Source organism: Agrobacterium tumefaciens (assembly GCF_031801495.1).
Lineage (GTDB): Bacteria > Pseudomonadota > Alphaproteobacteria > Rhizobiales > Rhizobiaceae > Agrobacterium > Agrobacterium tumefaciens_K.
In genome coordinates, this window is the sequence record NZ_JAOEGC010000001.1 from 1,038,945 (window position 1) to 1,052,053 (window position 13,109).

A 13,109-nucleotide genomic window follows, 5' to 3' on the forward strand; every position below is an offset into this window, starting at 1 on the left:
CATGGCTCTCGCAATCGTCAACAACTACGCGCCGGTCGACCGTTTCGATCATGATGTGCAGAAGGGCGTCCCGATCATCGATGCCCGCAATGTCGGCGTCACCTTCAAGGTGGAGCATGGCACGGTGGAAGCGGTGAAGGATATTTCCTTCCAGCTCTATCGCGGCGAGACCATCGCCATCGTCGGTGAATCCGGTTCCGGCAAGTCGGTTACGGCACGCACCGTGATGGGGCTGCTGTCGAAGCGCGCAACCATTTCGCCGAAGGCGACGGTCGGCTTCAACGGCGACAACATCCTGAAATTTTCTCCGCGTGCCCGGCGCGCTTTGCGGGGTAACCGCATCTCGATGATCTTTCAGGAACCGATGAGCTCGCTCAATCCGCTTTATACGATCGGTAGTCAGATCATCGAGGCGATCCGCGCCCATAACAGGGTCAACCGTCGCGAAGCGGAGGCCAAGGCGCTCGATCTCCTGAAGCAGGTGCAGATCCCTGAGCCGGAAGCGCGGCTGAAACAATATCCACACCAGCTTTCAGGGGGGCAGCGCCAGCGCGTCATGATCGCCATGGCGCTGTCCAACGATCCCGACGTACTGATTGCCGACGAACCGACCACGGCGCTCGACGTGACGGTTCAGGCGCAGATACTCAACCTCATCCGCAATCTTCAGAAAGAGCGTGGCATGGCCGTGGTGCTGATCACCCACGACCTGACGATCGTGAAGAAGTTTTCCGACTACGTTTATGTGATGCAGCATGGCGAAATGCGCGAGCACAACACGACGGAGCGTATCTTTGCCGATCCACGGCATCCCTACACGAAAAAGCTTCTGGCCTCCGAACCCCATGGTCATGCCGGACCGTTGCCGGAGGATGCCGGTGTGCTGCTTACGGCGAATGGCGTGCGGGTGTCGTTCATGATGCGCCATGGCGGTTTGTTCAAACCGGACCTGCGCGAACTGGTGGCTGTCGATGGTCTGGCCTTGAGCCTCCGCCGGCACGAAACACTCGGTATCGTCGGCGAATCCGGCTCGGGCAAAACCACGTTCGGGCAGTCGCTTTTGCGTCTCAACCAGCCGAGTGCCGCCGAGATCACCTTTGACGGTGAACGCATCGACGCCCACTCACGCGCCCAGATGCGACCGCTACGGGCGAAAATGCAGATCGTTTTTCAGGATCCGTTTTCCTCGCTCAATCCGCGCATGACGATCGGTCAGATCATCGAGGAGGGGCTTGTCGTCAACGGTCTCGGCGCGACCCGCGCCGAACGACTGGCGCGGGTGCGCGAAGCGCTCGATGCGGCGGGCATGCCGACAAACATCCTGTCGCGTTTCCCGCACGAATTTTCCGGCGGTCAGCGGCAGCGTATCGCCATTGCCCGCGCCGTGGCGTTGGAGCCGGAATTCATCCTGCTCGACGAGCCGACGTCCGCGCTCGACCTGTCCGTTCAGGCGCAGATCATCGAGCTGCTTCGAAAACTGCAGGACGAGCGTGGCCTGAGCTACCTGTTCATCAGCCATGACCTGAAAGTGGTGCGGGCACTCTGCCACCGCGTCATCGTCATGCAGAACGGTCGCATCGTGGAAGAGGGGCCGGTCGCGGACGTGCTCTCAAACCCGAAAACCGAATATACACAGCGGCTTGTGAAGGCTGCTTTCGAAATCGCTTGATATTGCCGAATGTCGGAGGAACACATGGCAGGACATCCCAAAATCACATTCATCGGTGCCGGTTCGACGGTCTTCATGAAAAACATCATCGGCGACGTGCTGCAGCGGCCCGCTCTTTCTGAAGCCCATATCGCGCTGATGGACATCAATCCGCAGCGGCTGGAAGAAAGCGCCATCGTCGTCAACAAGCTGATTTCGACGCTTGGCGTGAAGGCGACGGCGGAAACCTTTACCGATCAGCGCAAGGCGCTGGCCAATGCCGATTTCGTCGTCGTGGCTTTCCAGATCGGCGGGTACGAACCCTGCACGGTCACGGATTTCGAACTGCCAAAAAAATACGGCCTGCGCCAGACGATTGCCGATACGCTCGGCGTTGGCGGCATCATGCGTGGGCTTCGCACCGTGCCGCATCTGTGGAAAATCTGTGAGGACATGCTCGCCGTCTGCCCCAATGCGATCATGCTGCAATACGTGAACCCGATGGCGATCAACACCTGGGCGATAGCGGAAAAATATCCGACCATCCGGCAGGTAGGGCTTTGCCACTCAGTGCAGGGAACGGCGATGGAGCTCGCCCACGATCTGGATATCCCTTACGAGGAGATCCGCTACCGCTCGGCCGGCATCAACCACATGGCGTTTTATCTCGAATTCGAGCATCGCCAGAAGGACGGCAGCTATCGCAATCTCTATCCGGATCTGCTGCGCGGTTACCGGGAAGGCAGAGCGCCAAAGCCCACATGGAACCCGCGTTGCCCCAACAAGGTGCGGTATGAGATGCTGACGAGGCTCGGTTATTTCGTCACCGAAAGCTCGGAGCATTTTGCTGAATACACGCCCTATTTCATCAAGGAAGGCCGCGAGGACCTGATCGAAAAATTCGGCATCCCGCTCGATGAATATCCCAAGCGCTGCATCGAGCAGATCGAGAAATGGAAAAATCAGGCGGATGCCTATCGTTCGGCCGAAAAGATCGAGGTCAAGCAGTCGAAGGAATATGCCTCCTCGATCATCAACTCGGTCTGGACCGGTGAACCCTCGGTCATCTACGGCAACCAGCGCAACAATGGCTGCATCACCTCGCTGCCCTTCAATTGCGCCGCCGAAGTGCCTTGCCTTGTCGATCACAACGGCGTCCAGCCCACCTTCATCGGCGATCTTCCACCGCAGCTGACGGCGCTGATGCGCACCAATATCAACGTCCAGGAACTGACGGTTCAGGCACTGATGACGGAAAACCGCGAGCATATTTTCCACGCCGCGATGATGGACCCGCATACGGCGGCGGAACTCGATCTCGACCAGATCTGGTCGCTGGTGGATGATCTGCTTCTGGCGCATCGCGACTGGCTGCCGGAATGGACGCAGCTTGAAGTCAAGCGGGTTCGCGCCGTGTAAGGGCGATCATCCATACCACGAGCGCACCGGCGCTGAAGGTCGCTCCCAAAAATGATACGCCCGTCCATCCGAGCCGGGCGTAGGCTGTTGTCGAGGCGACAGCTCCGATTGCGCTGCCGATGGAATAAAAGACCATATAACCTCCGATCAGGCGGCTGCTCATTTGAGGGTGCAAGGCGACGATGACGCCAAGGCTGGTGACGTGAACGGCATGCACTGCGAGATCGAGCAGGAGGACGCCCGCCAGCAACAATGGCATGGATGTTGGAAGAAAAAAGATCAGCCCCCAGGATGCCAGCAGAAGCGCAAGAGAGACACCTGTCGTCCATTTGCCATAACCGCTATCTGAAAGCTTTCCAGCATAGGTCGCAGCGACCGCGCCCGCAACACCAACGAGCCCGAACAGGCCTATCTGACCATGGGAGTACGAGAATGGTGGAGCGCTCAAGGGCAGGACAAGAGCTGTCCAGAACGTGCTGAAAGACGCGAAGATCAGAAGAGCAAGCGTGCCTCGAAGGAGCAGAGCCGGTTCACCAATGAACGCGCGCGGTATGGAAACGAGGGCGTTGATATAGGTTTCTGGTGCCCGGTTTCCTGTTTGTCGCGGCAGTTTTGATAACAACGCGGCGACCATCATGATCATCAGGATGGCGGACATGAGGTAGACGGCGCGCCAGCCACCGAAATCCGCAACCACACCGGCCACGGTGCGGGCTGCAAGAATACCCGTGACGACCCCGCTTGTAACCGCGCCGACGATCCTGCCGCGTTGTGACGAGCTTGCGAGAGCGGCTGCGTGGGCGACGAGTATCTGAACGAGAACAGCAAGCAGACCGACCACAATCATGCCCATCAGCAGCATGGTTGCCGTGGTGGCTGTTGCGACGACAGCAAGGGCGGTCGCCGACAGAAGGCTCAGGACCACGATGAGATGGCGTCGATCAATAATGTCTCCAAGCGGTACGATGAAGATCAGGCCGAGGCCGTAACCGATCTGCGTCAGTGTCACGATGAGGCCGACCGCTGCCGGTGAAATTCCAAGGTCGCCGGCAATCAGGTCGAGCAGCGGTTGGGCGTAATAGATGTTGGCGACACTCAGGCCTGCGGAGGCCGCGAGTATGACAGTCTGTAGTCTCGACAGCCCTTGGGCGTGCCCGTCACGTGTAGCGGCGCGTGATCTCATGTCCATTGTTCAACCCTTTTTGATGCCGGTTTGGTTGCATCTTGAGATCATTTGGATTGCTGCATTTCCAGTTCCAAGTTAGAACCAGTTTGACGAGATGGAGATTAGCGTGGATGGTGAAACGTGTCAGCCTGTGGAACGCCGGATGTCCGGTGGCGCGTTCGCTCGACGTGATTGGCGACTGGTGGTCGCTGCTGATCATTCGCGACGCATTCGATGGCGCGCGCCGTTTCGGTGAATTCCAGACGGGGCTGGGTATCGGCAAAGGCGTGTTGGCCACCCGGTTGCGCGACCTCGTGGAACGCGGGATTTTTGAGACTGCACCCGCCTCTGACGGAAGCGCCTACCGCGAATATGTTCTGACGCCGAAAGGGCAGGGGTTGTTTCCCGTCATTGTCGCGCTTCGGCAATGGGGGGAGGGGCATCTGTTCGCACCAGACGAAGATCGCTCGTCGCTGGTCGACAGGCAAAAAGGTCAGCAGATCGCACGGCTGGACGTACGATCTGCCGATGGCCGCGCCCTTGAGTGGAGCGACACGGAGGTGCGGCCTGCAACACGTTCTGGCGCACGGCCACGTCGAGGGCATGAACAGGCCTCTTGACCAAACTCCGCGCTTCGCCACTATCGCGCCAGCATTCAAACCGAGCACGTACCCCTCATGAGTGAACAGGAACGCCGTCTTTTCATCAGTGCCCGCATGGTTGCGGAACGGGCGGGCGTTTCGCGCTCTGCAGTCTCCCGGACATTTACCGATGGTGCCAGCGTCTCGGAAGAAACCCGTCGAAAGGTGCTGGAATCGGCACAGGCTCTCGGTTATCACGTCAATCATCTCGCTCGTGGTTTGCGAGAACGCAGCAATATCGTTTGTCTCGTCGTTGCGGATATCGCCACGCCCATCCGGGCAAAACTGATCGATGAACTTACCCGCAAGTTGCAGGCTGCCGGAAAGATCACCATGGTCATCAACAGTGAGACGGACACGGCGAGCGTGTCGGCAGCACTGGGCATGACCCTGAACTACCGCGCCGATGCAACGGTGGTTCTCTCCGGTACCCCTTCCGCTTCGCTCATAGAAACCTGTCTGGCGAACGGTCAGCAGGTCGTGCTCATCAATCGCGACGATCAGTTTTCCGGTGGACACAATCTCGGCGTGGACAATGCGTTTGCCGGGCGAGAAGCGTTTTTCCTGCTGCAGCGGGCCGGTTGCAAACGTCTCGGCGTGGTCACGTCGACGGCGCGGACGGCCAGCCTCTTGGAGCGCGAGCGCGTGTTCGTCGAGGCGGCAGAGCGGGCGGGAGTGCCGGTTTCCGTCATCGCAAGCGGTCCCACCAGCTACGCATCCGGGCTGGAGGCTGCGCGTCGGCTGTTTGGCCGGTCAGAAGCGCCTGACGGCGTATTCTGTGTCACGGATCTTCTGGCTCTGGGGTTTATGGACGGTGCCAGGGATGAGTTCGGGATCGATGTGCCCGGCGATCTATGCGTCGTCGGGTTTGATGATATCGCCGAATCCGACTGGCGAGCCTATCGGTTGACGACGTTCGCCCAGCCTCTCGCTGAAATGGCGCAACACGTTGTTGCACTCATTGCTCAACCGGCGTTCGGCGGAGAAGAAAGACGTATCTTCGAGCCTATGCCTGTGTGGCGAAATTCGGTAAGGCCATCCGCACGATAGACGAATATCGGCATGTCGATCAGGCCGCTCGATCGAGTTTGCACACGTGATCATTTGTTTCTCTGTCATGAAAGCGTTACTTACCGGTTTTAGAAGCTGATCAGGCAGAACAGATGAGTGCACACGTGTGTATCTCTGTTGGCCTGCGTCGGTTTTCGATCTCCAGGCAATCGGGTCCGCGCTTCAAAAAGTCAACGCCGACTGAATCGGAGACAACGATGAAACGCCGCACTTTTATGATATCCGCAGCCGGCGCCGCCGCTGGTTTCGCACTCGCACCACGCATGAGCTTCGCTGCTCAGGGAACGATCGACTGGTATACGGGCTCTGATACCAACGTCCTCGACTTCTGGACCAACACCGTCAAGCCTGCTTTCGAAGCGGCCCACGCCGGCATCAAGCTCAACCTCGTCGATGCAGGCGACAATGCCGGTATTCTGGCGATCGCCGATCGCGCCATTGCTGCCAAGCAGACGGGTACCGATCCGCAGGCTGACTATTTCGAGCACTCCGATCCGCTTCTGCCGGCTGGCGCCATCGATGCGGGCATCTATGTCAATCTGGCGAAGGCCGGTCTTTCCAACTACTCGCGCGTCAACCCGCTCGCCATCCAGAGCGAATACAGCCTTCCCTATCGCGGCAGCCAGGTTCTGCTGGCGTATGACACAACGAAGCTGAAGCCGGCCGATGCGCCCAAGACCTGGGATGAACTCGTTACCTGGATCAGGGCCAATCCGGGCCAGTTCGTTTACAACCGTCCCGACAAGGGCGGCTCTGGCGGCAATTTCGTTCGACGCGCCATCCATGAAGCCAATGGTCGTGATCCGCAGGCCTTCACCGTCGATAACTATACTCAGGAATTTGGCGACGAAGCGCTCGGCAAGGCCTGGAAACTGCTGACCGACATCGCGCCTTCGCTTTATGACAAGGGCGCTTACGCCTCGGGCAACACCCAGTCGCTGCAGCTTCTGTCGCAGGGCGTGGTCACGATGATCCCGGTATGGTCCGATCAGGTGCTTCAGGCAATCGATCAGGGCGTGCTGCCGAAAGAAACCGGTCTTGTTCAGCTACAGGATCTGGCGCTTTGCGGTAATTTCTCGCGCGCCGTCGTCCTCGAGAACGGCGTCAACCGTGATGCCGCGCTCAAGCTGGCCGATTTCATTCTGTCGGAAGAGATGCAGGGCGCGATCCTCACCGAACTCGGCGGTTTTCCGGGCGTTTCGTGGGATCACGTTTCGGACGATCTTCGCAAGAAGTTCGCCGACATCATTCCGCAGTCGATCCCGACTTTCCCCGGCGGCAAGTGGGAAGCGGCCATCAATGATGGCTGGTATCGCAACGTCGCACCAAGCATCGATCGCAAGTCGTGAGCGAGGTTGTTGAAAGAGCGGCTGCGCCGCTCGCCGAAACCGCAGCAAGCAGGAGGCCCGTCGGCCTCCTGCTTGTCGCCATACCCGTTTTTCTGGTGATCTGGCTCGTCATATGGCCTGCGATCAATGCCATCAGCCGTACGATGTGGCGAACCGATGCAGATGGTCGGTCAGGCTTTGATCTCTCAAGTTATGCCTTCTTCTTTTCGGATGGCTACAGTCTCGATAATCTTGCGGTAACGCTGTGGACCACGATAGTCTGCGCCGTTCTGCTGCTGGTTATCTGTCTGCCGATCGCGCTTTATCTGCGGTTTTCGCAAGGCCGACTGCCAGCCTACGTGCAGGCGCTTGCCATCCTGCCGATGTTCGTGCCGTCGATCATCCTGGCTTTTGCGTTCATCCGCGTACTTGGTCCAAACGGCATGCTGGATATTCTCCTGAATGCCGTAGGGCTTCCCAAGATCCGCACGCCCTATCTCACGCCCTGGGGGCCGGTCATCGGTCTGGTGTGGGACAACATTCCGCTGACTGTCCTGATCCTGCTTTCGGGTCTTGGTAGCGTCGCCAATCAGTCTATCGAGGCTGCGCGTGATATCGGTGCCAACGCTTATCGCGTTTTCTGGCACATCATTCTGCCGCGTATTTCCAACTCCATCCTCGTGGCGCTTTCCTTCTCGGTGCTCGGTATCTTTTCGTCCTTCACGCTTCCCTATCTGCTCGGCCCGGCTTCGCCGGAAATGCTCGGCCCCTTTATGCAGCGAACCCTTCGCGACGTTCAGGATCCCATCGGCGCCATGACGCAAGCCGTCGTTGCCTTCGGTTTCTGCATCGTGTTCGGGTTGTTTTACGTGCGCTCCGTCGCCAGAAATCGGGGTAAATGAGATGGCCGCGATTGCTTCCACACGATCCCGCATCGACTGGTTTGGCATCACCTTTGCCGTCTTGCTGACGCTCGTCATCGTCGGCCCGCTCGTCGTCGTGGCTACATGGGCCTTTACCGAGGTCTGGCGTTATCCGAACATCATCCCGCAGCAGTTCGGCTTCCGGTTCTGGGGGCAGACGCTCGGGCGACCCGATGTCTGGAACGCGCTGATGCTGAGCCTCAAACTGTCGACGGTGGTGACGCTGCTATCGGCGCTGATCTGCCTTCCGGCAGCTTACGCTTTCGCGCGGATGAAGTTTCCGGGGCGTGATGTCCTGTTCTTCTCCTTCCTCGCCGGTCATGCCTTTCCGAAATTCGGCCTGCTGGTGGCGATTGCCGCCATCTTCCTGCAGCTCAATCTCATCGGCACCTTCTGGGGCGTCGTGCTGATCCAGCTCGTCGGCACGTTGATGTTCATGATCTGGATTCCGGTCGCAGCCTTCCAAGCGGTTGATCGGCGCATGGAAGAGGCCGCCCGTGATGTCGGCGCAAGCCCCTTGCGGGTATTCTGGTCGATCACCCTGCCGCAAGCGGGACCGACCATCTTTGCCGCCGTCCTGCTGAGCTTCGTCGGCACCTTTTATGAAACCGAAGGCGCATGGCTGATTGGTGCTCCCGGCATCCGCACCATGCCGGTGCTGATGATCAGCTACATCAACAACCAGATGGTCATTCAATACGGCGCGGTTCTTTCGGTCCTTCTTTGGGTCCCATCGTTCGTCGCCCTCATGTTCGCCCGCCGCGTTATCGGTGGCGGCGCATTCGCCCGCGGTTTCGGCGGCTAGGAAACATCATGTCAGTTCTTCATATCGCTGAGGTTACAAAAACCTTTTCCGGCGGCACCCACGCCGTCAACAGCTTCTCCCTCGATGTCGCAGATGGCGAACTCGTCTGCCTTCTTGGCCCGTCCGGTTCCGGCAAGTCGACGCTGCTGCGCATGGTCGGCGGTTTCGAGCAGCCGACCAGCGGACGCATCACCATCGATGGCGAAGACGTCACGCATCTGCCGCCCGAGCGTCGCCCGACCGGCATGGTGTTCCAGAGCCACGCGCTGTGGACGCATATGAACGTCTTCAAGAACCTCGCTTTCGGCCTCAAGCTGCGCCGGATGCCTGCGGCCGAGATCAAGGATAAGGTCGAGGCCGTGCTCGAACTTGTCGGTCTGGCGGGATATGGCGACCGCATGACGAGCCAGCTGTCCGGTGGCCAGCAGCAGCGCGTGGCGCTTGCCCGTTCGCTGATTCTGGAGCCGAAGATCCTGCTGCTCGACGAGCCCTTTGCTAGCCTCGACCAGCACTTGCGCGAACGCCTGCGTGAAGAAGTGCGCGATATCCAGCAGCGCCTCGGCATTACTACCCTGTTTGTGACGCATGGTCAGGACGAAGCGCTTTCGATGGCGGATCGTATCGTTGTCATGGCAAACGGCAAGACCGAGCAGATCGGTCGCCCCGATGTTGTCTACCGCGATCCGAAGACACCCTTTGTCGCCGGTTTCATCGGCACGATGAACCTCGTCGAAGGTGAAGTCCAAAACGGCCAGTTCGTCCGTTCGGACTTCACTTTACTGCTGCCGATCGCGGATGGTCCGGCAGTGCTCGCCATCCGTCCCGAAGCACTGGATCTCGCCGCCTCGGACACGCCCAAGGCGATTGTGCATCGTGTGACCGATTACGGTTCGCACGGTCTGGTAGACCTCGATCTTGCCGATGGCACGCGGCTGAAATCGATGGTCGCCCATCCCGATCTTTTCCGGACCGGGCAGGGCGTCGATCTCAAGCCCCGCGCCGTCGCCGCCTATCGCAACAACCAGCAGATTTTTCGGAGCTGACCCGTGAGTGCACCTATCCATCTTGATCGCGATGGCCATCGTACCGCCATCAAGTGGCATCGCGGCCGTCGCCGTATCACCGATCCGGTCTTTACCGCAGCGCGTATCACCGAGGCGATGCGACTTGGCGCGAGCGTGGAAGTCGATCTCGTCGTCCACGGCGATCACGGTTTTGCCGTCCTTCATGACCTGATGCTGGAGCGGGAGACGACCGGTCATGGCAAGGTGCGGGAAACATCCGCTGCCGCCCTCCGTGAACTCCATCTGCGCGGAAATGACGGTGAGGCGATCACCGACAGGGTTCTGCTTTTGGAAGATCTCCGCACACTTCTCAGCCGCGAGGGTGTGCATCCCGATGCGCTGCTGCAACTCGACTATAAGGAAGATCTTGAGGCGCTGACCCCGCAGGCCATCGCCAATTTCGGCAAAAGTGCAGCGCCGATTGCCGCATCGCTCATTCTTTCGGGTGGCGGTTTCGACGCCATCCAGGCGCTGGCAAAGGCTGCCCCTGGCATCGCTACCGGATATGACCCCTGTTACGGCGAAAGCCTGGCGAGGCTGAAGGCGACGGGTGACTACCATACCTTCATCGAGCAGGCGCTACAGACGGCACCCGATGCCCGGATGATCTATCTGGATTACCGCATCGTCCTTGCCGCCGAAGATGCCGGTTTCGATCTGATAGCGCCCGTCCATGCGGCCGGCCGCCGCGTCGATGCCTGGACGATCAATCACATCACTCCGCAGACCATCCTCCAGGTCGAACGCCTCTTGAAGCTCAAAGTCGACCAGATCACCACAGATGACCCTGAAGGGTTAGCCAAGGCATTCAGTTCATGACAGTCAATTACAGCAAGATCCTCGATCACATGGTTGAAACCGCCCGCGAGGCCGGCGCTCTGACGCTCGAGCATTTCAAGCGGTTTCGCGATATCGAGATCGGCATCAAGGGGCCGGGCGATTTCGTCTCAGACGCCGACAAGCAGTCCGAAACCCTGATCCGCGAGCGTCTGCTCAGCCAGTATCCGTGGGGTCTGACCGGTGAGGAATTCGCACCGGTGGAAGGAGAAGACAGCGACCACCGCTGGCTGGTGGACCCGATAGACGGTACGACGAACTTCATCTACGGCCAGCATTACACGATCACAATCTCGCTGCGCCGCGGCAACGAGACGATGTGCGGACTGGTCTATAACCCTGTTTCAGACGAGATGTTCACCGCCATCAAGGGTGAGGGCGCCTATCTGAACGGCGCGCGGCTGAATGTCAGCGCCTCGACGGATGTCGCGTTGATGTGCGTCGGGACCGGCCTTCCCACGCCGAACCTGTCGCTGCATCCGGGTGCCTATCAACGCCTTGACGAAATCCGCGCACCCATCGGCGCGGTTCGCATCGTCGGCAGCGCGGCCAATTCCTGCGCCTATGTCGCTTGCGGTCGGCTGACCGGATATTACGAGGAAACCGGTTTTGTCGATACGGCAGCCGGCATTCTCATCGTGCAGGAGGCAGGCGGCATCGTTACCGACTGGTGGGGGCGCGGCCCGGAGGTCTACGAAAAAACCGGCACGCTGATCGTCGCCAATCCGGCAACCCACGCCTACCTTCTCGAACATTTGCGCAGCGCCCCGCCAAAGGACGCTGCATAGATTTCTGTCTTTCCGAGTTCCTGGTTGAAGCAGGATGCGCGCAAGCCTGAAAAGGCTTCCGCGCAGATTTTCGCGTCAAACGTCAAAGATGACGGGCTGTTCCAACTGCGATGACGGGGCCGGTCGCCTGCCCGGTCGGAGAACCGCCGAACGGCTCGACGCTGACCGCAAATGTCGTGCCTTCCGAGATGCTGGCGCGCATATCGGCCGGGATGATCAGATCGCCATTCGTGCCGGGCTGAAATACGCCGAGCGAACGGGTCGAGCCGTTTTTCTGCACGAGCCAGAGTTCCAGTGATTTTTCGTCGGGTCTGCCGACCGCAACCGGAACGATGCGCACCCGACCACTTTCCGTATCATAGGATGCGAGAAGATTGACCTGGCTGTCCGTTGTCGCAAGTTCCGCCACAAGCGGTGTCGATCTGTCCTGACGGATTGTGGGCAACAGGGCGAAGGCGATGGCGGCAACGGCAATCGCACTTGTGCCGAGCGAAAGCCAGCGCCAGAAGGTCACGGAACTCCACAGACCCGATCGTGTGTCCTGATTGGCGCGTCCGAACAGGCGTTCCTCGATACGCGCCAGGATCGCGGCATCCGGAACCTCGTCGTGATAGTCCTCGTTGAAGGCCGCAAGTTCCGCCTGCCAGCGCTCCACAAGCGATGCGAACGCCTTGTCCTCGACAATACGCTTTTCGATTTCACGGCGCTTTTCGAGTGAGACGACACCCAGCACATATTCACCGGCGAGGATTTCGTCGCGGGAGTTCATTCCACCGTTGTGAGGATCTCCGGTCATCGCTGCATGCACTCTCTCAGTTTGAGGAGGCTGCGTCTGAGCCACGTTCTGACGGTGTTCAGCGGGACCTGCAGTTCATCGGCAAGTTCGAGGTAACTCAGGCCTTCCACATAGGCCCGGCGCACGGCCCGTGCATGCACCGTTTCGAGCTCTTCCATGCAATTGTCGATCCTTCGGCCTTCGTCGGCCAGAACAACCTGCTGTTCAGGCGTGCGAATGGCGTCATCCGCAAGGTCGTAAGCCTCGTCTATATCATCGGTCTGTGGTCGACGTGCGCGGATCGTATCGATCGCGTGGTTGCGCGCAATCGCCGCGAGCCATGTCGCAGGTTTCCCGGCGCTCGTCGCAAATGTCCGGGCGCGCTGCCAGACCTTGATGTAGATTTCCTGAAGAGCCTCTTCGGCTTCCGCCCTGTCACGCAGGATTCTCAAGCAGATCGCAAAGAGTTTGGGACTGGTTGCCTGATAAAGAGATGAAAATGCTGCGCGATCGCCCATGCCGACGCGGTTTATAAGAGCTGCGATCTCACTACCTTGCATTCGCAAATACCTTGCTGATCTTCTTTTATAGGATTCATTTTCACAGGAAAGCAAGGGATCCGGAAAACGAAAATTCCACCATTCC

At 59.2% G+C, this 13,109-nt stretch carries 13 protein-coding genes; 10 read left to right on the plus strand and 3 right to left on the minus strand.

What is annotated here, in order from left to right; genetic code table 11:
- Position 1: 1 nt before the first annotated feature.
- Positions 2–1,669, plus strand: a complete 1,668-nt coding sequence (locus N7578_RS04780; protein WP_311109153.1) for an ABC transporter ATP-binding protein — start codon at positions 2–4, stop codon at positions 1,667–1,669.
- 24 nt (positions 1,670–1,693) lie between these two features.
- Positions 1,694–3,067 (plus strand): alpha-glucosidase/alpha-galactosidase, encoded by a 1,374-nt coding sequence (locus N7578_RS04785; protein ID WP_311109154.1) that lies wholly within the window; start codon positions 1,694–1,696, stop codon positions 3,065–3,067.
- Here the strand turns inward: N7578_RS04785 and N7578_RS04790 are convergent.
- Complete coding sequence (locus N7578_RS04790; RefSeq protein WP_311109155.1) at positions 3,045–4,250, minus strand: MFS transporter; 1,206 nt, start codon at positions 4,248–4,250, stop codon at positions 3,045–3,047. The two genes, N7578_RS04785 and N7578_RS04790, sit on opposite strands and share 23 nt — an antisense overlap.
- Positions 4,251–4,363: 113 nt before the next feature.
- Here N7578_RS04790 and N7578_RS04795 point away from each other — a divergent pair, with 113 nt between their 5' ends.
- The 8 genes from N7578_RS04795 to N7578_RS04830 all read left to right on the plus strand — a co-directional run bounded on the left by N7578_RS04795 (position 4,364) and on the right by N7578_RS04830 (position 11,689).
- Positions 4,364–4,852 (plus strand): helix-turn-helix domain-containing protein, encoded by a 489-nt coding sequence (locus N7578_RS04795; RefSeq protein WP_311109156.1) that lies wholly within the window; start codon positions 4,364–4,366, stop codon positions 4,850–4,852.
- A 57-nt stretch (positions 4,853–4,909) separates the two neighbouring features.
- Positions 4,910–5,923: a substrate-binding domain-containing protein gene (locus tag N7578_RS04800; RefSeq protein WP_311109157.1), complete on the plus strand. Its 1,014-nt coding sequence runs from the start codon at positions 4,910–4,912 to the stop codon at positions 5,921–5,923.
- A 218-nt stretch (positions 5,924–6,141) separates the two neighbouring features.
- Positions 6,142–7,293 carry an extracellular solute-binding protein gene (locus N7578_RS04805; RefSeq protein ID WP_311109158.1) on the plus strand — a complete coding sequence of 384 codons (1,152 nt, stop codon included), beginning with the start codon at positions 6,142–6,144 and terminating at the stop codon, positions 7,291–7,293.
- A complete protein-coding gene (locus N7578_RS04810; RefSeq protein ID WP_311109159.1) occupies positions 7,290–8,174 on the plus strand; it encodes an ABC transporter permease subunit in 885 nt (294 codons plus the stop codon). The genes N7578_RS04805 and N7578_RS04810 overlap by 4 nt, the downstream gene beginning before the upstream one ends.
- 1 nt (position 8,175) lies before the next feature.
- Entirely contained in the window at positions 8,176–9,000 is an 825-nt protein-coding gene (locus tag N7578_RS04815; protein WP_311109160.1) for an ABC transporter permease subunit, read from the plus strand.
- 8 nt (positions 9,001–9,008) lie between these two features.
- Entirely contained in the window at positions 9,009–10,043 is a 1,035-nt protein-coding gene (locus N7578_RS04820) for an ABC transporter ATP-binding protein (protein WP_311109161.1), read from the plus strand.
- A gap of 3 nt (positions 10,044–10,046) precedes the next feature.
- On the plus strand, positions 10,047–10,883 hold the full coding sequence (locus tag N7578_RS04825; RefSeq protein ID WP_311109162.1) for a glycerophosphodiester phosphodiesterase family protein: 837 nt from the start codon (positions 10,047–10,049) through the stop codon (positions 10,881–10,883).
- The gene (locus N7578_RS04830) at positions 10,880–11,689 is read left to right on the plus strand and encodes an inositol monophosphatase (RefSeq protein ID WP_311109163.1); all 810 of its coding nucleotides are present in this window, start codon (positions 10,880–10,882) and stop codon (positions 11,687–11,689) included. The genes N7578_RS04825 and N7578_RS04830 overlap by 4 nt, the downstream gene beginning before the upstream one ends.
- An 82-nt stretch (positions 11,690–11,771) precedes the next feature.
- Here the strand turns inward: N7578_RS04830 and N7578_RS04835 are convergent, their stop codons facing one another.
- Positions 11,772–12,485, minus strand: coding sequence for an anti-sigma factor domain-containing protein (locus N7578_RS04835; protein ID WP_311109164.1), 714 nt, complete (start codon positions 12,483–12,485; stop codon positions 11,772–11,774).
- Positions 12,482–13,024, minus strand: a complete 543-nt coding sequence (locus N7578_RS04840; RefSeq protein WP_311109165.1) for a sigma-70 family RNA polymerase sigma factor — start codon at positions 13,022–13,024, stop codon at positions 12,482–12,484. The genes N7578_RS04835 and N7578_RS04840 overlap by 4 nt, the downstream gene beginning before the upstream one ends.
- Positions 13,025–13,109 lie beyond the last annotated feature (85 nt).

What these genes read in the sequence shown, in the direction of transcription:
- N7578_RS04780 (WP_311109153.1), top strand. Translation starts at nt 2, where the DNA reads ATGGCTCTCGCAATCGTCAACAACTACGCGCCGGTCGACCGTTTCGAT.
- N7578_RS04785 (WP_311109154.1), top strand. Translation starts at nt 1,694, where the DNA reads ATGGCAGGACATCCCAAAATCACATTCATCGGTGCCGGTTCGACGGTC.
- N7578_RS04790 (WP_311109155.1), bottom strand. Translation starts at nt 4,250, where the DNA reads ATGAGATCACGCGCCGCTACACGTGACGGGCACGCCCAAGGGCTGTCG.
- N7578_RS04795 (WP_311109156.1), top strand. Translation starts at nt 4,364, where the DNA reads ATGGTGAAACGTGTCAGCCTGTGGAACGCCGGATGTCCGGTGGCGCGT.
- N7578_RS04800 (WP_311109157.1), top strand. Translation starts at nt 4,910, where the DNA reads ATGAGTGAACAGGAACGCCGTCTTTTCATCAGTGCCCGCATGGTTGCG.
- N7578_RS04805 (WP_311109158.1), top strand. Translation starts at nt 6,142, where the DNA reads ATGAAACGCCGCACTTTTATGATATCCGCAGCCGGCGCCGCCGCTGGT.
- N7578_RS04815 (WP_311109160.1), top strand. Translation starts at nt 8,176, where the DNA reads ATGGCCGCGATTGCTTCCACACGATCCCGCATCGACTGGTTTGGCATC.
- N7578_RS04820 (WP_311109161.1), top strand. Translation starts at nt 9,009, where the DNA reads ATGTCAGTTCTTCATATCGCTGAGGTTACAAAAACCTTTTCCGGCGGC.
- N7578_RS04830 (WP_311109163.1), top strand. Translation starts at nt 10,880, where the DNA reads ATGACAGTCAATTACAGCAAGATCCTCGATCACATGGTTGAAACCGCC.
- N7578_RS04835 (WP_311109164.1), bottom strand. Translation starts at nt 12,485, where the DNA reads ATGACCGGAGATCCTCACAACGGTGGAATGAACTCCCGCGACGAAATC.
- N7578_RS04840 (WP_311109165.1), bottom strand. Translation starts at nt 13,024, where the DNA reads ATGCAAGGTAGTGAGATCGCAGCTCTTATAAACCGCGTCGGCATGGGC.